A 20,351-nucleotide genomic window follows, 5' to 3' on the forward strand; every position below is an offset into this window, starting at 1 on the left:
TTCGGTGATATCCCTGTGGGAGCGGGCGTGCCCGCGAAGAGGCCGGCATAGACAACCGCCAGGCTTCAATCTTCCGCCTGTTCCTCACCGCCCTGGCGGCTCATGCCGTACTTGCGCATCTTCTCGACCAGGGTGGTACGGCGAATACGCAAACGTTCAGCCGCGCGCGCAACGATACCGTTGGCATCGTCCAGCGCCTGCTGGATCAGGCCCTGCTCCAGGCTACCCAGGTAGTCCTTGAGGTCCAGGCCTTCGGGCGGCAGCATGGCGTGGTTGCTGAAGTTTGGTGTGTGGCCATTGATCGCCACGCGCTCTTCCAGGTCGCTGCGCAGGCTGTCGACCATCTGCTCGTCTTCGTCATCGACATAGCGGAATTTCTTCGGCAGTTCCGACACGCCAATGACCCCGTACGGGTGCATGATCGCCATGCGCTCGACCAGGTTGGCCAGCTCGCGCACGTTGCCCGGCCAGCCGTGACGACACAGCGACATGATCGAGGCGGAATTGAAGCGAATGGAACCACGCTTCTCGTGCTCCATGCGCGAAATCAGCTCGTTCATCAGCAACGGAATGTCTTCCACACGCTCACGCAGCGGCGCCATTTCGATAGGGAACACATTCAGGCGGTAGTACAGGTCTTCGCGGAAGGTACCGTCCTCGATCATGGTTTCGAGGTTCTTGTGCGTCGCAGCGATGATGCGCACGTCGATGCTCTGGGTCTTGTTGCTACCCACGCGCTCGAAGGTACGCTCCTGCAGCACACGCAGCAGCTTGACCTGCATCGGCAACGGCATGTCGCCGATTTCGTCGAGGAACAGGGTACCGCCGTTGGCCAGTTCGAAACGCCCGGCACGGCTGGTGATGGCCCCGGTAAAGGCGCCCTTCTCGTGGCCGAACAGTTCGCTTTCCAGCAGCTCGGCCGGGATCGCGCCACAGTTGACCGGCACGAATGGCGCTTCGCGGCGCTTGGAATGGTAGTGCAGGTTGCGCGCCACCACTTCCTTGCCGGTGCCCGACTCACCCAGGATCAGCACGCTGGCATCGGTATCCGCCACTTGCTGCATCATTTGCCGCACGTGCTGGATGGCACGACTGGTGCCAACCAGGCTACGGAACAGATTGGGCTCGCGCTGGCGACCGCGCTCGCGCGCCTGGTCATACATCTCGCGGTAGACCTGGGCACGGTGCAGCGAATCCAGCAGTTGGCTGTAGCTTGGCGGCATTTCCAGGCTGGAAAGCACCCGACGGCGAAGGTCTTCTGGCAGCTCGACAGAAGAAATTTCACCTAAAAGCAGAACCGGAAGGAACTCATCCCAGGTAGCCACTGTCTTAAGCAGCCCAAGCAGATTGCCCGGAGCATTTACGGTGCCGATGAGCACGCACAGCACTTCGCGGCTCGAAGACAATGGCTCGACCGCCTGCTGCCAGTCATGGCTGGCACACGCGAGGTTTTCTTCGCCGAGGAAGTTCAGCACCACCGCAAGGTCGCGGCGGCGCGCGCTGTCGTCATCGATCAGCAGAATCTTGGTTTCACGCCACATGCAATAGCAACTTCCCTAGTCATATCGGCGCCCTGCGGGGGCGTGCTCGACATCATTCCGACTGAATGGTCAGTGTTCGGACGTCTGAAATTCGAAAACAGCCACTAGTAAAGTCAAAAAGGCCCATACAGTCAAATTTATGGCGCCTTTTGTTAAGTCGTGCGCATCTTAACTGAAGAGATGGTAAACCTTCGATGCATTTTTCGCTTGATTGATCTGCATCATCTCTTCGGCAATTGCCTGGCGTTCACCGGTTGTCACATCGATCAGATTGCGGTAGAGCCGCAGCACCCCTTCCAGCTTCTCGCGCAGCAACGCCTGATCCATCGCATGGGTTTCCAGCACCTCGTCGATGCACGCGCGGCACGCCACATCCAGCTTGGCAATGGTTTCCCAGTCACGCTCCCCCAAGGCCCCGATCAGGGCATCGCAGGTGTCATCGAGGCGTTGCAGTGCGGTCACGGTAATCTCCTTGCCATCAGCTGGCAGGCTGGGCGTCGGCAATGCCGTCCCAGCCACTTTTCACGGTAATCAGCAGCTGGGCAACTTCGTCGATAATGCTGGCATCGTTGTCCACATTAGCCTGCATCAGGCGATTGGTCATGTAGACATAGAGGGCGTCGAGCTTTTCGACGTACTCTGGGTTTTCGCTTTTTTCAGGCGACAAGCCATCGCGCAAACCGATGATGATGTCGATCGCCTTGCCCAGCATCAGACCCTTTTCCGCAATGTCGCCACGCGCCATCGCACCCTTGGCCTGCGCCATGCGATCGAGGCCGCCCTCCATCAGCATCTGCACCAGGCGATGGGGCGTGGCTTCGGAAATCTGGGCATGGGAATTGACCTTCTGGTACTGACGAAGGGCTCTCATGGGATTCATCTTGCGACCTCGTGACGGGCAGGCTTAAGGGGGAGATATTCCTTGTATCGGGCAGGCGGCGAAAAACTTTACCGACCGATGACATGAAGCCCGGCATCTTGCACGGACTTCATGCAAGGTTCACGGATCAATCGTCGCTGTTCGCCTTGTTCAGTGCGTTGAGGGTGCTCAGCACCGAGTCCTGCTGCTGACGCAACTGAGTGACCAGGGTATCCATGTTGTTGTACTTGTCCTGCAGGCTCTTCTGCAGGGCTTCCATGCGGGCATCCAGGGTTTCCTGCTCGGCCGTGAGCTTGGTCAGGCTTTCGCTCAGGACCTTGGAGCGCTCGGCGAGGGTGCCGGTTGCGGCCTTGGCGAATGGCTCGGTGACTTTTTGCAGGCGCGCCAGCAGGCCATCCTTGCCATTGAAAATACTAGTCAGGTCCGCCGCGTTGGTGGAGGCAACCTTGTCCCATTTCTTGTCGTCCAGGCTCAGCGCACCGCCATCCTGGGACGAACTGACACCAAAGGCAGCGAGCGATTTCAAGGTTCCGTTGCCCGATACCGCATTGAGCTCCTCACGAATGGAGGTCATCAACGTGCGCATCGTGGCATCACCCGTCAGCGCCGCGGCCGTCATGGTGCCATTGGCGTTCTTGGTGACCTTGGTTTCCTCATTCATCACGGCGAGCAAGGCATTGTAGGTATCGATGAAACCTTTGAGGCCCGACTTCAACGTTGTGGAGCTGGTAGTCAGCGAGAGGATGGTCGCCGTAGGCTCACCACTGGTAGCGTTTATCGGTGAAACACCCACCAGCTTAATATTGAGACCACTGACAGCATCGGTGATGTCATTGGTCTTGGACTTCATGGCAATGCCGTCAAGGGTGTACTCGGCGTCCGTCGGCTCATCGACAACGGTATAGCCGGTATCGATGCCCGAATTACCGGAAAGGGTAATGTCAGAGCCCTCACCCATTTTCGTCGAGGTGACGATCAGACGAGAACCATTGGCATCCGTCAGCACGTTGGCACTAAGACCCGCTACACCGAACTGGCTATTGATGCTGTCGCGTACCTGCTGCAACGTGGCGCCGGCGGGAACACTCAGATCGAAGTCCTTGCCGTCCTGACTGATGGTCAGGGTAGTTGGCGTACTGCCGCTATTGACTACCGATCCCGCGCCATCTGCATACACTTTGGTCGAAACTTTTGACGCGGTCGCCAACTTGTCGACGATCAGCTTGAACGACCCGTTTGCCGCCCCAGTCCCCATGGTGACGGTCGCGACCTTTTCATCCGAAGACTTAAGGCTCAGGCCACCAAAGCTGTTGGAATCAGTCATGTTGGTCAAGGCGCCACGGAACGCATCGAGAGCCGCCTGGATCTTGCCAATAGAGGACAACGTGGTGGTTGCCTTCAGTGTTTGGGTATTGATCTGCGCCTGTTTCGGCGCCTTCTGCGCGGCCACCAGAGATTCGACGATCGCCTGGGTATCGATGCCCGAGCCAATACCGCTGACTGTTGTACCTGCCATCATTGCTCTCCTTGTTCAGTAGCTGCCGGATCCTTGGCGGATAAATCCATCAAATAATCGACAACAACAAAAATCATGCCAGCCTATGCCTGACCGTCGAACAGCAGGCTGCTGGCTTCACTGAGGCTCTGCGCCAATTTCAGTGCAGCTTCCGACGGAAGTTGCCGGATCACCTCACCGGACTGGGTAGCAATCACCTTGACTACAATCCGGCCCGTGGAATCGTCAATGGAAAAGTCCAGCTGGCGCTGGCTCGACTGGACGAAATCACGAATTTCGCCAACCGCTTTTTCCAGGTCCTCGCGCGAGTGCGGCTGATTATCGGAGGCAGCGGCTTCCTGCACCTTGGCAGGCATAGCCGGGTCCCGCTCGCGATCAGCTCCTGGCGGATGGGGCAACACGGTCGGGTACACCTGGTTCAGCTTGACACTCATGTCCATGTTTCGAACTCCTCATGTCAAAAAGGGTGAAAGGGCACGTAAACGCACCCTTTCACCCTTCACTCAAGCGCCTGAATTACTGAAGCAGTTTCAGGACCGACGATGGCAGCTGGTTAGCCTGCGACAGGATCGCAGTCGAAGCCTGCTGCAGAGTCTGCTGCTTGGTCAGCTCGGCAGTTTCCGAAGCGAAGTCCACGTCCTGCACGGTGGAGCGGGCAGCGGTGGAGTTCTTCTGGATGTTCTGCAGGTTGTCGACGGTGGTTTGCAGACGGTTCTGGGTAGCACCCAGGCCCGAACGGACGCTGTCGATGGAGCCGATCGCCTTGTCGATAACAGCCAGAGCGTTCTGGGCGTTGGTGGCGTCGGTCACGTCGGTTTCGGCGATAGAGGTCTTGGCCGAAGTCACAGCGGTGACACCAGTACCCGCGAACAGGTCTTCAACGCCAGCGCCGGTCAGCGAGTAGCCCTTGGCGGAGTCCAGGTTCACCGCGCCAGTGACGACCAGAGTGGCTGCGTCCAACGCGGCGGCAGTACCAAGTTTGCCCGAACCGTCTTTGGCGGCAACTTGGATACCTGCAACAGCACCAGGGTCGGCAGCAGTGAACTTGAGGTTTTCACCGGTATCGGACTTGACCGACAGAGTGCCCTTGGTCTCGTCATAGTTGACGCTGATACCCAGCTTGGCAGCGTTGGACTTCAGCTGGTCAGCAAGACCGGCGGTGTCGGTGACACCCACGAAGTCGACAGTCTGACCGCCGACTTCGAGTTTGAAGTTGGCGGATGCTGGGGTGGCACCGGCGATAGCCGCTTCGTCGATGGTGAACTCGACTTCGGTGCTTGCGGTAGCGGTCAGGCCACCTACTGCGCCGTTCAGGGTCTTGGCGATTTCCTTGGCGGAAGCACCAGCAGCGAGCGTGACGTCAGTGCTCTGGCCGTTACCGGTGATGGTGACAGCGCCACCTGCAATGCCGGTTGCATCTGGAGTGATGCCGACGCTCTTGACTTGCTGCGAGCCAATGCTCTTGGCCGAAACGTTGTCCAGAGTCAGGTTGATGGTTTCGTTGGCATTTGCGCCGACCTGAATGGCCTTGGTGCCGTACGAACCGTCCAGCAGCTTCTGGCCACCGAAGGTGGTGGTATCCGAGATACGGTTCAGCTCAGCGGTCAGAGCCTGGTATTCGTCGTTGTTCGACTTACGGTCGTCGGCGCTCAGCGAGCCAGTAGCCGAGGACAGAGCCAGGGTACGCATTTTCTGCAGGATGTCGGTCGAGGCCTGCATTGCACCTTCAGCGGTCTGAGCGATCGAGATACCGTCGTTGGCGTTCTTCACAGCCTGGCCCAGGCCATTGATCTGGCTGGTCAGACGGTTGGCGATCTGCAGGCCGGCAGCGTCGTCTTTAGCGCTGTTGATGCGCAGACCCGAGGACAGACGCTGCATCGAAGTGGTCTGAGCGTTGCTCGCCTTGGTCAGGTTGCCCTGGGTGGTGATCGACGCAATGTTGGTGTTTACAGTTAAAGCCATGACGAAATCCTCGTTGGATGGGTACTGCGGCTTCCGGCCTTGGCAACCGCCGGATTGGCCTAGAGAACCTTCGTAATGGTTATCGTCGGGTGCGCGGGTTGCTTGAGGGCTTTTTCAAAAAAAAAATACTGGCATGGGGCCAGCCCTGATAAATCAAGGGGTTAAGGGCGGTTTATTGGCGTCAAAAACTGTTCGAACTGGGCTGAATGCCTCATCCCGTCTGTAGGAGCGGGTTCACCCGCGAACACCGGCTAAGCCGGTGCCATAGACCGAGCAGCCTTCTTCGCGGGTGAACCCGCTCCTACAACGGGCTGCGTTAGGCAGAAGTTTGTTTTTGGCAGAAAAAAAGCGCCGGGCGGTGGCCGCCGGGCGCTTTTGTGGGCTGACCGGGGGATCAGTCGCGGTACAGGATGGCCGAGCCCCACGACAGGCCCACGCCAAAACCACTGATCGCCACGCGCTTCCAGTTGCCATCGAGCATGTGCTTCTGCAGCAGCAGCGGAACGCTGGAGGACACCGTATTGCCGGTTTCCAGCATGTCCTTGACGAACTTCTCCGGGTGTTGCTCTTCAAAGCGTCGCGCCACGGCGTCGACAATCGCCGCACTGCCCTGGTGGATGCAGAAGGCGTCGATATCCGACGACTTCAGGTCGCTGGCATCCAGCAGCTCGTGCAGGTGCGCCGGCACTTTGATCAGGGCGAAGTTGAACACCTGGCGGCCATTCATGAAGAATTTGCCGTCGCTGACTTTCAGGTGCTCGGCACCGGAACCGTCAGTGCCGAAACGCGCCTGGCCCAAGTTCCATACCGCGTTTTCACCCATCCAGGTAGCGGTGGCGGCGTCGCCGAACAGCATGGTGGTGTTGCGGTCTTCCGGGTCGACGATCTTCGAATACGGGTCGGCGGTGATCAGCAGGCCGTTCTTCAGGCCTGCCGCCTCCATGAAGCCTTTGATCGCATACAGGCCATACACATAGCCGGAGCAGCCCAGCGACACGTCGAACGCCGCCACGCGGGTAGACAGGCCTAGTTTGCTCTGGACGATGGCTGCGGTGTGCGGCAGGCCTTCTTCGTCGCCGTTCTGGGTGACCACGATCAACGCATCGATCGATTGCGGATCGAGGTCGGGGTTGCTGGCGAACAGCGCCTGGGCGGCTTCTACGCACAGGTCGGAGGTTTCTTGCTCTTCGGCCTTGCGCGGCAGGAACGACGCACCGATCTTGCCGAACATGAACTCTTCGTCCTTGCCGAACTTCGCACCCTGAACGTAGTTGTCCAGGCCAGCGGTGGGCACGTAACTCGCAATGCTTTTGATGCCAATCATTCTGGCTTCCCAATGAAAACAGCCAAAGACCACCACTCGATGAATTGAGGGCGCCAAATACCGGAGCGGTCACCGCCAGGGGTTGTAGGCAGGGCTCGCCTGCGCACCGGTAACAAAATGCTGCAACAGCTGCTGCATAGAATACAGGGAAGATGAGCGTTTTGACTCATTGGTCACATTGAAATGCTACGAAAGCCGTGGCGAGGGTGTGGGGACTGGGGAATTTTTGGAATGACCGGGCGGGCACTGGACCCCGAATGATCAGCTTCGCAGCAGATATCGATGGGGCCGCTTCGCGGCCCTTTCGCGACGCAAGGCCGCTCCCACGAATACGCCACCTTCAGAAGAGAGGAGTACCGGGAATGCCCCAAGAAGCTGGACACCAATCCAACCCTTGGGAGCAGTCCAAATACCCCACCTTCAGGAGAGAGGAGGACCTGTGGGAGCGGCCTTGTGTCGCGATAGGGCTGCGCAGCAGCCCCAGGATCAGGCAGGCAGATCAGAGCTTGTTGAACAGGCTCAACTGGGAAATACGCGAGAAGGCCAGCTGCGAGGCCTCCAGCATGGCCTGCTGCAAGGTCAGGGTGATGGCTGCCTGCGACATGTCGGTGTTGCCGATGGCGTTCTGGGTGGTCTTGTTGGCCAGCCCCAGGCTGGTGTTCTCCTGGCGTTGAATCTCAAGCGAGTTGCCGCGAGCACCGATCGAGCCACGGGTGATATCGACCTGCTCACGGGCACTGGCCAGGTTTGCAATGGCCGAGGCCGCCGCATCTTTCAAGGCATTCGCCGCGCCAGCACCGGTCACCGGCGTTTCCAGTGCCGCACGCAACTGACTGAGGGTTTCCAGCACGTTCTGGTTCTGGTGGGTATTGGCCGTGACCGCAAACTGGTCGCCTGCCTCCGGCGAACCGGACACCTGGTAGGTTACCCCGGCCACCGTCAACGACGGTGCCGTAAAGGTACCTTTGGCGACCGGCTTGCTGTCGGCCGTCAGCGGCTGGGCATAGAACTCGTATGCGCCCGGCCCCGTGAACTTGATCACCGCACCGTTACTGGGGAAGGTGCTGCGATAGGCGGCCTCGTCGGTCACGCTGCTGCTGGTGACCTGGGCGCTGGAGGTGTTGCTGCCGTTACGGGTGGTATTGAACGAGTCCGGGCGTGCTTCCAGGGAGAACTCGCGCCCGCCCACGGCGGCGTCGGCATCGGCACCCTCCTCCAAGGTCACGGTTATCTCGAACTCCACCCCACGCAGGGCAATCTTGTTGGCACCTTCGGTCTTGCTGTCGAAGGTACCGTTGGTAGGCGTTTCCGAGGTGATGTCATTGCCGTTGGCGTCAGTGATGGTGTACTGCGTCGCGCTGGTGAAGGTCAGCTTGTAAGGCTGGCCTGCCGTGAAGCTGTTGTTGTAGGTGGTGCTCGAGGTCAGCAGGCCAGACGACACCCCGACCACGCTATCGTCAGTCGCCGGCACCAACAGGGTCGACTGGGTACGGCTCTTGTTGCTGGCCGAGTCGAAGATGCTGAAACCGGTGTCGTTGGTAGCCAGGCTCAGGGTATCGGATACCTGCAGGCTCAGTTGGGTCTGGTCGCCGTGGTAGCTATAGGTGCCATCGGAGTTGCGCACATAGGGCGGCGTGGTGCTCTTGGAGCCTCCGAACATGTAGTCGCCGTTGGCATCGCGCGAGTTGAGCAGGCCAAAGATGTTGGCCTCGATCTCTTTCAGCTCGGTGCCGATGGCCACGCGGTCAGAATCGGTCACCCCGGCGCCACCGGCACGGATCGCCAACTCACTGGCACGCTGCATGGCATCGTTGATGGTAGAGAGCACACTCTCTTCCTGCAGCAGCGAGTTGCTCACGGTGTTGATGTTGCCGCTGTACTGGTCCAGCAACGATTGCTGCTGTTGCAGCAGCAGCAGGCGTGCAGCACCGACCGGGTCATCGGCAGCGGTCTGGATACGGATACCCGACGTCACCTGGTCGTTGGTCTTGTTCATGCTGGAGAAGTTCTTGGAGTAGCTACTGGCGCTGGCCTCATAGAACTGAGCAGTGGAAATACGCACGATAGTCTACTCCTTACAAAGCGTTGATCAGGGTGCTGAAGGTTTCTTGCGCCGCCTTGATGATCTGCGAGGACGCCGTGTAGTAATGCTGGAACTTGACCAGGCTGGCCGCTTCGTCATCCAGGTTGACCCCGGACACCGCACTGCGGCTTTCGCTGGCAGACTTGAGCACCGCCTCGGTCGCGGTGCTGTCGATGGACGCCTGGTTCGCCTTTGCACCCACGCGTTCGACCAGCGAGGCGTAGGCCGAAGTGAAGCTGGTACCGCCGCCGGAGCCGGTGTTCACCGTCGACTTGGTCTGCAGGTCGAGCAGTGCCGTGGCGTTACGGTTGTCCGCCTTGCCGTCGTCATTAAACGACAGGGTAAAGCTGTCATTGGCCGCAGGGCTGCCGCCAATGGTGGTTTCGACGGCAAAGGTACGCGGGTTACCGCTGCCATCCAGAATCGGGTCGCCAGCCCCATCCAGCATCGGCACGGCGATGGACAGCTTGTTGTCCTGCCCCGGTACCACGCTGCCAGTGCCAATCTGGGTGCCCTTGGCATCGAACAGCTTGTAGCCCTGGGAGCCGCCGCTGGCAGCGTCGAACACCACACGCACCGGCATCGAATCGCGAATCGACTGCTGGATCAGCGCGGTATCGGCACCGCCGTAGATGTCCAGCGACTCGCTCAGGGTCGGCTGGGTGATGGTGCCAGTACCGCTGTTGCCACTGCCCGAAGTAGCGCTGACGGGCCCGGCGAAGGCCAGCTTGTTGGCATCGGTCAGGGTCGTGGTAATGCTACCGGCAGCTGCACGGGTGGGGATGACCTTGAAGCTGTCACCAGCCGCCAGACCGCCGCCTTTCAACGCCAGACTGAAACCGTCGATCACGGGTGCCGGGTCGGCATTCAGGTCGAAGCTGCCCATGTCGGTGCCGTCGGAGCGGCGCACACTGTACTGGTTGGCGCTGGTGAACTTCACCTCGTAGTCGTAGGTGGTCAACGCACCGCTATTGGCAATGGTGACATCCAGATTGCCGGAGCCGGTACTGTTATTGGACGAGGCCAGGCTGCGTTGGGCCATGGCAGTAGCGCTGTTGATGCTGGAGAACAGCGAGCTGCCGAACTGGCCGTTGGCATCCAGGCCCTGCCCCAACTGGCTATTGATACTGTCGGCGACTACCAGGGCAACGCGACCAAGCTCGTTCATCGACGGCGTCAGCACGTCCTGACGATAACGCAACAGGCCGCCAATGGCGCCACCGGACACCACCGAGGTCACATCAGAGCTGAACGACTCGTAGTTGATGCGCAGGCTGGCCTGACTCTTGTCTGCAGCGCCAGGCTCGACCGACAGGGTGTTGGCCTTGTTGCCGGTGACCAGCGACTGGCCGCTGCCCAGGTACACGTCATAATTGCCGTCACGCTCCTGTACCGTAACACCGACCAGCTCATTGAGCTGACGCACCGCTTCACTGCGCGCATCCAGCAGGCTGTTAGGGGTGTTGCCAGTGCCGCTGGCCGCGGCAATCTGCTTGTTGTACTCGGCAATGCTGGCGGTCAGTTTGTTGACCTGGCCAGCCATGGTGTCGAGCTGGGAGTTGATCGTGGCGTTCTGCTGAGTCAGCTGGGTGCTCACCGCATTGAAACGGTTGCTCAGGGTTTGCGCCTGGGTCAGCAGCAACTGGCGCGAGGCAACGTCACCCGGCTTGGCCGCTGCAGTCTGCAGGGCCGAGAAGAAGGCGGTAAGGACCGAGCTGATGCCGGTGTCACGGTCGGCCAGCAGTTTGTCGATGCTGGTGATCTGATCCTGGAACGTCAGCGAATCTGCCTGCAAAGAGGTGGCTGTCTGCAGTTGGTTGTCCAGGTAGGAGCTGTAGATGCGACGCACATCCGCCAGCGTGGTCCCGGTACCCAGGAAGCCTGCGCCAATGTTGTGCGAAGGCCCCGCCGCCTGAACTGTCTGCTGGCGTGAGTAGCCACTGGTCGCGGCGTTGGCGATGTTGTTACTGGTTACCGACAAGGCCGCCTGGCTGGCACTCAGGCCACTCAGGCCGATGGAAATCAGGCTCGACATGATTTAGTCCTTTTATAAGTTCGTGGTTCTGCCAGCCATGGCGTATTGCGGGGTTGACTGCATTTGCTGGGCAATGCTGATGATTTTCTTCGCATAGCCCGGGTCGGTCGCATAACCTGCCTTTTGCAGCTCTCTTGCAAACTGCTCAGGGTTATCGGCCGCATCCAGCGCACCTTGATAGCGAGAATTGCTCTGCAACAAGGTGACGAGGTCGTGGAAGCTGTCCTGGTACGAGTCGTAGCTGCGGAACGCCGCTGTTTCCTTGACGAACTGACCGTCGCGGAATTCGCTGGTGATCGCCCGCGCCTGCTCGCCTTGCCAGTTGCCAGTGGCTTTGATGCCGAACAGGTTGTGGCTGCTGCTGCCGTCGCTGTTGCGCATCACCGACTTGCCCCAACCGGTTTCCAGCGCGGCCTGGGCCACCAGGTAGCGTGGGTCGATACCAATGCGCTTGGCGGCCTGTTCGGCCATTGGCAGCATGGTGGCGACGAAGGCGTCGCTGTCGGTGAAAGCCTTGTTCGGCGCCAGCGGCGGCTGGGCCACGGCGCGGCCGACAATGCGCAGGCCGTTGTCCGGCACGGCGAAGGCCTTGGCCACTTGCTGGCCGTCACGTGCAGGCACGGCGGCGTTGTTGGCGGTTTCCGCCGATGGCACGATACCGGCCAGGAGGCGGTCGGTGAGCTTGCTGGGCAAGGCCAGGCGCCGCGCGTTGAGTGCTGCAACGTCATTGCGGGTAGCGGACGAGGCCATGGTATGCACCGGCTCCGCCACCTTGTTGCCCCACAATGCCGGGCCACTGCTATCGACGCGCGGGAACGGGCTGGTATTGACCGACGCACTGCGGCCCTTGGTCAGCTGGCGTACCAGCACGTCCTGCAGGCCGATACCGCCACCTTCGCGGGACATGCTTACGGCCAGCTGCTGGTCGTACATGTCGCGGTACTGTTTGACCGTTTCGGTGTTCATCGGGTTGTCGTCGGCCAGCACGTCACTGGCCTTGCGCGAGGCCTTGAGCATTTCACTGATGAACAGCGACTCGAACTCCTGGGCCACCTTGCGCACATTGGCTTCGCTGTCGCGGTCGCCGTGCTTGAGGGCACTCAGGCGGTTAAGGTCGGTATAGGCGCCGCTGTCGGCACTACCGGATACCTGGCTTTTGATATTCATCCGTGCCGTCCTCAGATCACGATCAGGTCGGCCTGCAAGGCACCGGCCTGTTTCAAGGCTTCGAGGATCGCCATCAGGTCGCCGGGCGCTGCGCCCACCTGGTTCACCGCGCGGACGATTTCGTCCAGCGTGGTACCCGGGCCGAACTTGAACATCGGCTTGGCTTCCTGCTCGGCATTGACCCGCGAGCGTGGCACCACGGCAGTCTGACCATTGGAGAAGGCCCCCGGCTGGCTGACGATCGGGTCTTCGGTAATGGTCACGGTCAGGCTGCCGTGGGTTACCGCCGCCGGCGACACCTTGACGTTCTGGCCGATGACGATGGTGCCGGTACGTGAGTTGATGATGACCTTGGCCACCGCCTGGCCCGGGTCGATTTCGAGGTTTTCGAGGATCGACAGATAATCCACACGCTGGCTTGGGTCCATCGGCGCACTGACCCGCACCGAACCACCATCCACGGCCTGGGCCACGCCAGGGCCGAGCAGGTCGTTGACCTTGTCCACGATGCGCTTGGCGGTCGTGAAGTCAGGGCGATTGAGGTTCAGAGTCAGGGTATTGCCCTGGTTGAAGCCGCTCGGCACCGCACGCTCGACACTGGCGCCACCCGGAATACGGCCAGCCGACGGCACATTGACAGTGATCTTCGAGCCGTCACGGCCCTCGGCGTCAAAGCCGCCCACGACCAGGTTGCCCTGGGCAATGGCGTAGACATTGCCGTCGATACCTTTGAGCGGGGTCATCAACAGGCTGCCGCCGCGCAGGCTCTTCGAGTTACCGATCGACGACACGGTAATGTCCACCACCTGGCCCGGCTTGGCGAACGGTGGCAGGTCGGCGTGCACCGACACTGCGGCAACGTTCTTCAACTGCACGTTGCCGGAACCGGCCGGCACCTTGATGCCGAACTGCGACAGCATGTTGTTGAAGGTTTGCAGGGTGAACGGTGTCTGGGTGGTCTGGTCACCCGTGCCATTGAGGCCCACCACCAGGCCGTAACCAATCAACTGGTTGGAGCGTACGCCAGAGATGCTGGCAATGTCCTTCAGGCGCTCGGCCTGGGCAGCGAAGGCACAGGACAAAAGCAGGGTTGCGGCAATCAGCTGCCTTACGTTGAACATGGTCATCCGTACTCAGAAAGGCCAAAGCGGGCTGATGAAGAAGCGGTCCAGCCACCCGGGCTGGCTGGCATCGGCAAACGAGCCCGTGCCGGAATAGGTGATGCGCGCGTCGGCCACGCGGGTGGACGGCACGGTGTTGTCAGTGGCGATATCGTCAGCGCGGACCATGCCGGCAATGCGCACCAGCTCTTCGCCGGTGTTCAAGGTCAACCACTTCTCGCCGCGCACGGCGATGATGCCGTTGGGCAGCACTTCGGCCACGGTCACGGTAATCGAGCCGGTCAGGGTGTTGCCCTGGGTGGCCTTGCTGTCACCCTTGGTGGCACGCTCGCCGTTATAACCAGCCTCCAGCGACAGATCACCACCGCCGAACGGATTGTTGGTGTTCGGTGTACTGCCGAACAGCGAGGTCAGGCCAATATTGGCCGAGCTGTTCTTCTGGATCTGCGAACCTGCGTTCTTGCTGGCCGAGGTTCTCTCGTTGAGGGTGATGGTGATGATGTCCCCCACCCGGAACGCCTTGCGGTCGCTGTACAGGTTCTGCTCGAAACCGGCCTGGTAGATCGAACCGTTGTTGGCCGCTGCCGGCAATGGGGTGCGCGGCAACACCGGCGCGTAGTACGGGTCGTTGGGCCGGGGCGTCGGCGCGACGCAACCTGCCAGCAACACCGCCCCCCCCAGGGCGAAAACGGACAACAGACGATTCATGACGCTTACCTCACGGGTGCAACTGAGTGACAGGGCTTAGAGCTGTTGGGTAACGAACGACAGCATCTGGTCGGCCGTGGAAATGACCTTGGAGTTCATCTCGTAGGCACGCTGGGTGGTGATCATGTTCACCAGCTCTTCCACGGTGCTGACGTTGGAGTTCTCCAGCGTCTGCTGCAGGGTAGTGCCAAAACCGTTCAGGCCTGGGGTGCCGACCTGAGGTGCGCCACTGGCTGCGGTCTCGAGGAACAGGTTGTCGCCGATCGCCTGCAGGCCGGTCGGATTGATGAAGTCGGCGGTCTGGATGTTGCCGATCACCTGTGCAGCCGGATTGCCGGCGGTGGTGATCGACACGGTGCCGTCCTGGCCAACGGTGAAAGTCTGCGCGTCGTTAGGCACGACAATCGCAGGCTCCAGGGCGTAGCCGTTGGCGGTAACGATCTGGCCGTCGGAGTTCAGGTGGAAGGTGCCATCACGGGTGTACGAAACGGTGCCGTCCGGCTGCAGGACCTGGAAGAAACCACGGCCGTTGACTGCCATGTCCAACGGGTTTTCGGTGGTTTGCAGGCTGCCGGCAACGAAGCTCTTCTGGGTGCCCACAATACGTACACCGGTACCGACCTGCAGGCCCGAAGGCAGCTCGCTGTCCTGGGTAGACTGGGCACCAGGCTGGCGCTTGATCTGGTAGAGCAGGTCGGCAAATTCGGCACGATCACGTTTGAAGCCGGTGGTCGAGACGTTGGCCAGGTTGTTGGAAATGACCGTCAGGTTGGTGTCCTGGGCGGACAGGCCGGTTTTAGCGACCCAAAGAGCCGGAAGCATGTAAGTTCTCCTCGTGCGCCTGTTTTACGGCACCCGTTCAAAAGTGATTAGCCGATTTGCAAAACCCGAGCCATGGCTTCGTCGCCTTCCTTGGCCGTGTTCATCATCTTGACGTGCAGTTCGAACTGGCGGGACAGCGCCAGCACCGAGGTCATTTCCTCGACAGCGTTGACATTGCTGCCTTCCACGAAGCCAGCCACCACCCGCACATTGACGTCTGCATCGGCCGGCTGGCCGGATGTGGTATGGATCAGGCCGTCCAGGCCCTTTGTCAGGCCTTTGGTGTCCGGGTTGACCAGTTTGATGCGGTCGACCTCGGCCATCACCCGCGGGTCTTCACCCATGGAGCGGATACTGATGGTGCCGTCGGCACCCACTTCCACTTTCTGCTCGGGCGGGATGGCGATCGGGCCACCGTTGCCGATCACCGGCATGCCATTGCCGGCTCGCAGCACACCGAGGGCATCGATGTTCAGGCTACCGGTACGCACATAGGCTTCGCTGCCGTCCGGCGCCTGCACGGCGATAAAGCCCTTGCCGGTCACCGCCACGTCAAGGTCGCGGCCGGTTTCGACCAACGGGCCTTCGCTGAAGTCGGTGGCCGGGCGTTCGGTCATGGCGAAGGCGCGCGCCGGAAAGCTGTCGCCGAACACCGGCATCGAACGGGCCTGCTCCAGGTCGCGCTGAAAACCGTTGGTGGAAATGTTCGCCAGGTTGTTGGCGTGGGCCTTCTGCGCCAGCGCGTTCTGGCTGGCGCCGGTCATGGCCACATAAAGCAACTTGTCCACAGTTTCTCCTCTGCGCGTAGTTGCCGCGCTGTCACTGGGCTGGTTCAAAGCAATAATCGAACCAAGTCTGAAACTCCCGATTTACGGGGCTTTCAGCTTCGCGAGGGGCAATAACCGTCAGTTTGTCGGCGGAAGTTTGCCGCCTGCGGCAAGGGCTTGCTCAATGGCTGCGGCAGGCAGCGTTGTTGTAGGGGCCGGAATGGCGCACCCAGCCTTTGCCCGGGTTATGGGCCGAGCACAGGTAGCGGCCGGTGACCAGACTTTGCCATTGATAGAACGGGGCGGGGGCAGCAGGGGCCGGCAGTACCAGCACCAGCAAGGGGAACAAGGCCAATAATGACAACCGCTTCATTAACGTGAACCTTCAAGTTATTGGGGCCGCATTGCGGCCCCAATTACAGACATCACACCAACAACAATCATCAGGTCATCTGAATGATGGTCTGCATGATGGTGCTTTCGGTGGAGATGGTCTTGGCATTGGCCTGGTAGTTGCTCTGCGCCTTGATCAGATTGACCAGCTCTCCAGTCAGATCGACGTTCGAGTCTTCCAGTGCACCGCCGGCAATCTGACCCAGCGTGCCGGTGTCCGGAGCACCAATCACCGGTACGCCCGACGCGTAGGACTCTTTCCAACTGGTGCCGCCAATCGGTGTCAGACCCTGCAGGTTGGCAAAGTTGGCGATAGCCACCTGGCCGATCACCTTGTCCTGGCCGTTGGTGAAGTTGGCGAACATGTTGCCGCTTTCGTCGATGGTCAGGCCTGACAGCTCGCCAGTGGCAAAGCCATCCTGACTCTTGGCGGTGGTGGCGGAGGCGGCGTTGTACTGGGTGGTGCCAAGCATATCCAGGTTGACCCCGTCGACATTGGCGGTAGCACCGTTGGCGCCCCACACACCAGCAGCGTTCTTCTGTGCCGGGATCCAGTTGTCGAGCGTGAAGGTCTTGTTGGCCGCGATGGTCATGCCGCCCGCTACCGGGCCCGCATTCATGGCAGCTGTATCCAGGGTGCCATCAGACTTGAACGGCAGATTGTTGGCCAACGGCGTGGTCGAATTCGGGTCAGCCGGGTTGCGACCGTCGATGGTGGTGTACATTGTCCAGGAGTTGCTGGTGGCATCCTTTACAAAGTACTGGTTAAGCTGGTGCGCGTTACCCTGACTATCGTACACGTCGGTGTTGAACGTGTAGTTGTAGGTGCCCGTGTTGGTCGGATCGAATGGCGATTGGGCTGGTGCAGTAGCGGTAGAGTTGAGATTGACGTTCTCGGAGATACGGCCGGTCGGGTTCGGCGTCAGGTTCGAGGTGTCGATCTGCAGGTTGGTCAGTACACCCTGAATGATCTTGCCGTTGTCATCCACGGCATAGCCTTGCAGGTTGGCGCCCGACGAGCTGACCACGTAGCCATCCTTGTCGCTGTAGAAAGCACCGGCACGGGTGTAGATTTTCGAGCCGTTGTCGTTCATCACGAAGAAGCCGTTGCCATCAATGGCCATGTCCAGCGCCTGGCCGGTGCCGTTGATGTTGCCCGGAGTGAACATCTGCGACACGGCGGCAGTCTTCACGCCGGTGCCCACTACGTTCTTGCCGGCACTCGTGCCGCGAATGGAGTTGGAGTACTGGTCGGCGAACTCGGCACGCGACGATTTGAAGCCGGTGGTGGCTACGTTGGCAATGTTATTGCCGGTAACGTTCAGGGCCTTGTTTGCTGCATAGAGGCCGCTAAGGCCGATATTGAAAGACATGTGTAACTCCTGTCGTTTTGCTCAGGCCCTAGATGCCGATGCTTTGGATTTTGGAAAGCGCAACACTGCCCAGCCCAGCCAGGTTGAGCGTCATCTCCGAACCGTTGGCCCCCATGGTCACACTGGTAACCGAGGCCGGCAGGTTGGTGGTCATGGCCGTGGCCTTGCCATCGATCGAGGCAGTGGCCTTGAAGGTGTAGGTCCCGGCGGCCGCGACCTCACCGTCATCGTTCAGGCCATCCCAGGTAAAGTCGATGCTGCCACCCTTCTGGGTACCGAGCTCGATGGTACGCACCAGCTTGTCGTCCTTGTCATAGATCCCCACCGAGGTGGAGGTACTGGACGACGTCAGGTTGACCGAGCCCTTCATGTCCTTGCTGGTATCGACCACGGCCTTGTCGGTCTGGACAATGACATTGCGCCCGACCAGCGAGGAGGCCTGCAAGGCCTGGGAAGATTGCAGCCCGGCCGCAATGTAGGTCACTGCGTCGTTCAGCGACTGCATGCTTTCCAGGCTGCTGAACTGCGCCAACTGAGCCACGAACTCGCCGTTTTCCTGTGGGTCGAGCGGGTTCTGGTTCTGCATCTGGGTAACCAGCAACTGCAAGAACGCGTCCTTGCCCAGCGCGCTGCCGGCGGCACCGGTAGAGCTGTCAGTCTTGGACGTCTGCTTCTGCAGCGAGGTCAGGTACGCGCTACCGACGTCCGTGGTGGAATTGGTGGTGGTCATGTCGGCTTCCTATCACTGCCCAAGGGTCAGCACTTTCTGCATCATGCTCTTGGCCGTGTTCATCAGTTCGGCATTGGTCTGAAACGCGCGGCTGGCGGAAATCATGTCAGCCATCTCCTCGACCACGTTGACGTTCGGGTAGTAGACGTAGCCGTCCTTGTTCGCCGCCGGGTGGTTCGGCTCGTAGCGTGCCTCCAGCGTGCTCTGGTCTTCGACGATGCCTTTTACCTGCACGCCCTGCCCTGCCTCGCCCTGGTCTTCGAACAGCGACTGACTGCTGCCGGCCTGGGCATTCTGGAAGGTGGTGGCGAACACCGGGTGGCGGGCGCGGTAAGTCTGGTCGATGCTCGAAGACACGGTCTCGGCGTTGGCGATGTTGGACGCCACGGTGTTCAGGCGCGTGTTCTGTGCGCTCATGCCGCTACCGGCAATGTTGAAGACACTGGAAAGGGACATGATCATTCTCCCCGCAGGGCGGAAACCAGCCCTTTGAATTTACTGTTGAGCAAGGTGAAGCTGGCCTGGAAGCCAATCGCGTTTTCCGTGTAGTTCGATTGCTCGATCTGCGCATCCACGGTGTTCTGGTCGATCGACGGCTGCAGCGGCGTGCGGTACTTGAGGGTTTCATCGGCCATGGCCAGGCCCTCAGCCTCGATGTGCCTGCTGTTGGTACGGTCAAGACTGAAGCGGCCGCCGCTCTGCTGCTTGTCGCTTTCGGCTGCGAGCACCGAGGCAAAGTCCATGTCACGCGCCTTGTAGTTGGGCGTATCGGCGTTGGCGATGTTGTTGGCCAGCACTTCAGCGCGCTGGGCGCGGAAGCCCAGAGCCTTTTCGTGAATACCAAGCGCTTTGTCGAAGCTGATGCTCATGTCAGGGAAACCTTTAGAGGTTGACCGGAATTTCGTTGAGCAAGGTATAGCAAGGGCTGTGCCAACCACCGCAAAGCCCGTATTTATGGGGTTTACCGAGAGGGTACTATCAGATTGATGCCAGAAAAGCGGCAAAGGCCTTCCGCCTGAGGTGACAAAAGCGGCAATTGATAGGCGGCAAAAGCGGCAAAACAAAAAATTGACGTCAGTGTTTTCCTGTGCGGGCCTCTTCGCGGGTAAACCCGCTCCTACGGCGGGCTGTGTCCAACCTCCGGTGTGTGTCCACCACCAATCTGTGTAGGAGCGGGTTTACCCGCGAATACGGTAGCGGCAGCAACGGTGAACGGCGGATGGTAAATGGCCAGCAGGCCCGGCCCTTTCGCGGGTGAACCCGCTCCTACACGACGGGCTGTGCCCAACCTCCGGTGTGTGTCCACCACCAATCTGTGTAGGAACGGGTTTACCCGCGAATACGGTAGCGGCAGCAACGGTGAACGGCGGGTGGTAAATGGCTAGCAGGCCCGGCCCTTTCGCGGGTGAACCCGCTCCTACACGACGGGCTGCGCCCAACCTCCGGTGTGTGTCCACCACCAATCTGTGTAGGAACGGGTTTACCCGCGAATACGGTAGCGGCAGCAACGGTGAACGGCGGATGGAGATTGGCCAGCAGGGCCGGCCCTTTCGCGGGTGAACCCGCTCCTACACGGCGGGCTGTGTCCAACCTCCGGTGTGTGTCCACCACCGATCTGTGTAGGAGCGGGATTACCCGCGAATACGGTAGCGGCAGCAACGGTGAACGGCGGGTGGAGATTGGCCAGCAGGCCCGGCCCTTTCGCGGGTGAACCCGCTCCTACACGGCGGGCTGTGCCCAACCTCCGGTGTGTGCCCACCACCAATCTGTGTAGGAGCGGGTTTACCCGCGAATACGGTAGCGGCAGCAACGGTGAACGGCGGGTGGTAAATGGCCAGCAGGCCCGGCCCTTTCGCGGGTGAACCCGCTCCTACACGGCGGGCTGTGCCCAACCTCCGGTGTGTGTCCACCACCGATCCGGTGTAGGAG

General features: G+C 60.4%; 19 protein-coding genes. All 19 read right to left on the reverse strand.

What is annotated here, in order from left to right; translation table 11 throughout:
* Window positions 1–65 precede the first annotated feature (65 nt).
* The 19 genes from fleQ to flgB all read right to left on the reverse strand — a co-directional run bounded on the left by fleQ (window position 66) and on the right by flgB (window position 19,291).
* Window positions 66–1,541: a transcriptional regulator FleQ gene (fleQ, locus tag ACF8EF_RS02790; protein ID WP_392461865.1), complete on the reverse strand. Its 1,476-nt coding sequence runs from the start codon at window positions 1,539–1,541 to the stop codon at window positions 66–68.
* 168 nt (window positions 1,542–1,709) lie between these two features.
* The gene (locus tag ACF8EF_RS02795) at window positions 1,710–2,003 is read right to left on the reverse strand and encodes a flagellar protein FliT (protein WP_370844654.1); all 294 of its coding nucleotides are present in this window, start codon (window positions 2,001–2,003) and stop codon (window positions 1,710–1,712) included.
* Between the two features lie 16 nt (window positions 2,004–2,019).
* The gene (gene fliS, locus ACF8EF_RS02800; protein WP_019438376.1) at window positions 2,020–2,421 is read right to left on the reverse strand and encodes a flagellar export chaperone FliS; all 402 of its coding nucleotides are present in this window, start codon (window positions 2,419–2,421) and stop codon (window positions 2,020–2,022) included.
* A 127-nt stretch (window positions 2,422–2,548) separates the two neighbouring features.
* Window positions 2,549–3,937, reverse strand: coding sequence for a flagellar filament capping protein FliD (gene fliD / locus ACF8EF_RS02805; RefSeq protein ID WP_392461869.1), 1,389 nt, complete (start codon window positions 3,935–3,937; stop codon window positions 2,549–2,551).
* An 83-nt stretch (window positions 3,938–4,020) separates the two neighbouring features.
* On the reverse strand, window positions 4,021–4,377 hold the full coding sequence (locus ACF8EF_RS02810) for a flagellar protein FlaG (protein ID WP_209967376.1): 357 nt from the start codon (window positions 4,375–4,377) through the stop codon (window positions 4,021–4,023).
* Window positions 4,378–4,453: 76 nt separating this feature from the next.
* On the reverse strand, window positions 4,454–5,899 hold the full coding sequence (locus ACF8EF_RS02815; RefSeq protein ID WP_209967377.1) for a flagellin: 1,446 nt from the start codon (window positions 5,897–5,899) through the stop codon (window positions 4,454–4,456).
* Window positions 5,900–6,293: 394 nt separating this feature from the next.
* On the reverse strand, window positions 6,294–7,223 hold the full coding sequence (locus ACF8EF_RS02820) for a ketoacyl-ACP synthase III (protein WP_176685394.1): 930 nt from the start codon (window positions 7,221–7,223) through the stop codon (window positions 6,294–6,296).
* A 499-nt stretch (window positions 7,224–7,722) separates the two neighbouring features.
* The gene (locus tag ACF8EF_RS02825) at window positions 7,723–9,285 is read right to left on the reverse strand and encodes a flagellar hook-associated protein 3 (RefSeq protein ID WP_350298150.1); all 1,563 of its coding nucleotides are present in this window, start codon (window positions 9,283–9,285) and stop codon (window positions 7,723–7,725) included.
* Window positions 9,286–9,298: 13 nt separating this feature from the next.
* A complete protein-coding gene (gene flgK, locus ACF8EF_RS02830; RefSeq protein ID WP_392461867.1) occupies window positions 9,299–11,341 on the reverse strand; it encodes a flagellar hook-associated protein FlgK in 2,043 nt (680 codons plus the stop codon).
* A gap of 12 nt (window positions 11,342–11,353) precedes the next feature.
* The gene (gene flgJ / locus ACF8EF_RS02835) at window positions 11,354–12,508 is read right to left on the reverse strand and encodes a flagellar assembly peptidoglycan hydrolase FlgJ (RefSeq protein WP_176685391.1); all 1,155 of its coding nucleotides are present in this window, start codon (window positions 12,506–12,508) and stop codon (window positions 11,354–11,356) included.
* An 11-nt stretch (window positions 12,509–12,519) separates the two neighbouring features.
* Window positions 12,520–13,629 (reverse strand): flagellar basal body P-ring protein FlgI, encoded by a 1,110-nt coding sequence (locus ACF8EF_RS02840; protein ID WP_370844649.1) that lies wholly within the window; start codon window positions 13,627–13,629, stop codon window positions 12,520–12,522.
* A 12-nt stretch (window positions 13,630–13,641) separates the two neighbouring features.
* Window positions 13,642–14,337, reverse strand: a complete 696-nt coding sequence (flgH, locus tag ACF8EF_RS02845; RefSeq protein WP_103462191.1) for a flagellar basal body L-ring protein FlgH — start codon at window positions 14,335–14,337, stop codon at window positions 13,642–13,644.
* A 36-nt stretch (window positions 14,338–14,373) separates the two neighbouring features.
* A complete protein-coding gene (gene flgG / locus ACF8EF_RS02850; RefSeq protein ID WP_176685389.1) occupies window positions 14,374–15,159 on the reverse strand; it encodes a flagellar basal-body rod protein FlgG in 786 nt (261 codons plus the stop codon).
* Between the two features lie 47 nt (window positions 15,160–15,206).
* Window positions 15,207–15,947, reverse strand: coding sequence for a flagellar basal-body rod protein FlgF (flgF, locus tag ACF8EF_RS02855; protein ID WP_103462189.1), 741 nt, complete (start codon window positions 15,945–15,947; stop codon window positions 15,207–15,209).
* Between the two features lie 160 nt (window positions 15,948–16,107).
* Complete coding sequence (locus ACF8EF_RS02860) at window positions 16,108–16,299, reverse strand: hypothetical protein (RefSeq protein WP_176685388.1); 192 nt, start codon at window positions 16,297–16,299, stop codon at window positions 16,108–16,110.
* Window positions 16,300–16,369: 70 nt separating this feature from the next.
* Entirely contained in the window at window positions 16,370–17,692 is a 1,323-nt protein-coding gene (gene flgE / locus ACF8EF_RS02865) for a flagellar hook protein FlgE (RefSeq protein WP_176685387.1), read from the reverse strand.
* Between the two features lie 28 nt (window positions 17,693–17,720).
* Window positions 17,721–18,422, reverse strand: coding sequence for a flagellar hook assembly protein FlgD (flgD, locus tag ACF8EF_RS02870; RefSeq protein ID WP_176685386.1), 702 nt, complete (start codon window positions 18,420–18,422; stop codon window positions 17,721–17,723).
* Between the two features lie 12 nt (window positions 18,423–18,434).
* Window positions 18,435–18,878 (reverse strand): flagellar basal body rod protein FlgC, encoded by a 444-nt coding sequence (gene flgC, locus ACF8EF_RS02875; RefSeq protein WP_012051596.1) that lies wholly within the window; start codon window positions 18,876–18,878, stop codon window positions 18,435–18,437.
* 2 nt (window positions 18,879–18,880) lie between these two features.
* Complete coding sequence (gene flgB / locus ACF8EF_RS02880; RefSeq protein ID WP_021785151.1) at window positions 18,881–19,291, reverse strand: flagellar basal body rod protein FlgB; 411 nt, start codon at window positions 19,289–19,291, stop codon at window positions 18,881–18,883.
* Between the last annotated feature and the right edge of the window lie 1,060 nt (window positions 19,292–20,351).

The organism is Pseudomonas sp. zjy_15, assembly GCF_043101865.1.
GTDB classification, from domain to species: domain Bacteria; phylum Pseudomonadota; class Gammaproteobacteria; order Pseudomonadales; family Pseudomonadaceae; genus Aquipseudomonas; species Aquipseudomonas putida_Y.

What these genes read in the sequence shown, in the direction of transcription:
- fleQ (WP_392461865.1), bottom strand. Translation starts at nt 1,541, where the DNA reads ATGTGGCGTGAAACCAAGATTCTGCTGATCGATGACGACAGCGCGCGC.
- fliS (WP_019438376.1), bottom strand. Translation starts at nt 2,421, where the DNA reads ATGAATCCCATGAGAGCCCTTCGTCAGTACCAGAAGGTCAATTCCCAT.
- fliD (WP_392461869.1), bottom strand. Translation starts at nt 3,937, where the DNA reads ATGGCAGGTACAACAGTCAGCGGTATTGGCTCGGGCATCGATACCCAG.
- ACF8EF_RS02810 (WP_209967376.1), bottom strand. Translation starts at nt 4,377, where the DNA reads ATGGACATGAGTGTCAAGCTGAACCAGGTGTACCCGACCGTGTTGCCC.
- ACF8EF_RS02815 (WP_209967377.1), bottom strand. Translation starts at nt 5,899, where the DNA reads ATGGCTTTAACTGTAAACACCAACATTGCGTCGATCACCACCCAGGGC.
- ACF8EF_RS02820 (WP_176685394.1), bottom strand. Translation starts at nt 7,223, where the DNA reads ATGATTGGCATCAAAAGCATTGCGAGTTACGTGCCCACCGCTGGCCTG.
- flgK (WP_392461867.1), bottom strand. Translation starts at nt 11,341, where the DNA reads ATGTCGAGCCTGATTTCCATCGGCCTGAGTGGCCTGAGTGCCAGCCAG.
- flgJ (WP_176685391.1), bottom strand. Translation starts at nt 12,508, where the DNA reads ATGAATATCAAAAGCCAGGTATCCGGTAGTGCCGACAGCGGCGCCTAT.
- ACF8EF_RS02840 (WP_370844649.1), bottom strand. Translation starts at nt 13,629, where the DNA reads ATGTTCAACGTAAGGCAGCTGATTGCCGCAACCCTGCTTTTGTCCTGT.
- flgH (WP_103462191.1), bottom strand. Translation starts at nt 14,337, where the DNA reads ATGAATCGTCTGTTGTCCGTTTTCGCCCTGGGGGGGGCGGTGTTGCTG.
- flgG (WP_176685389.1), bottom strand. Translation starts at nt 15,159, where the DNA reads ATGCTTCCGGCTCTTTGGGTCGCTAAAACCGGCCTGTCCGCCCAGGAC.
- ACF8EF_RS02860 (WP_176685388.1), bottom strand. Translation starts at nt 16,299, where the DNA reads ATGAAGCGGTTGTCATTATTGGCCTTGTTCCCCTTGCTGGTGCTGGTA.
- flgE (WP_176685387.1), bottom strand. Translation starts at nt 17,692, where the DNA reads ATGTCTTTCAATATCGGCCTTAGCGGCCTCTATGCAGCAAACAAGGCC.
- flgD (WP_176685386.1), bottom strand. Translation starts at nt 18,422, where the DNA reads ATGACCACCACCAATTCCACCACGGACGTCGGTAGCGCGTACCTGACC.
- flgC (WP_012051596.1), bottom strand. Translation starts at nt 18,878, where the DNA reads ATGTCCCTTTCCAGTGTCTTCAACATTGCCGGTAGCGGCATGAGCGCA.
- flgB (WP_021785151.1), bottom strand. Translation starts at nt 19,291, where the DNA reads ATGAGCATCAGCTTCGACAAAGCGCTTGGTATTCACGAAAAGGCTCTG.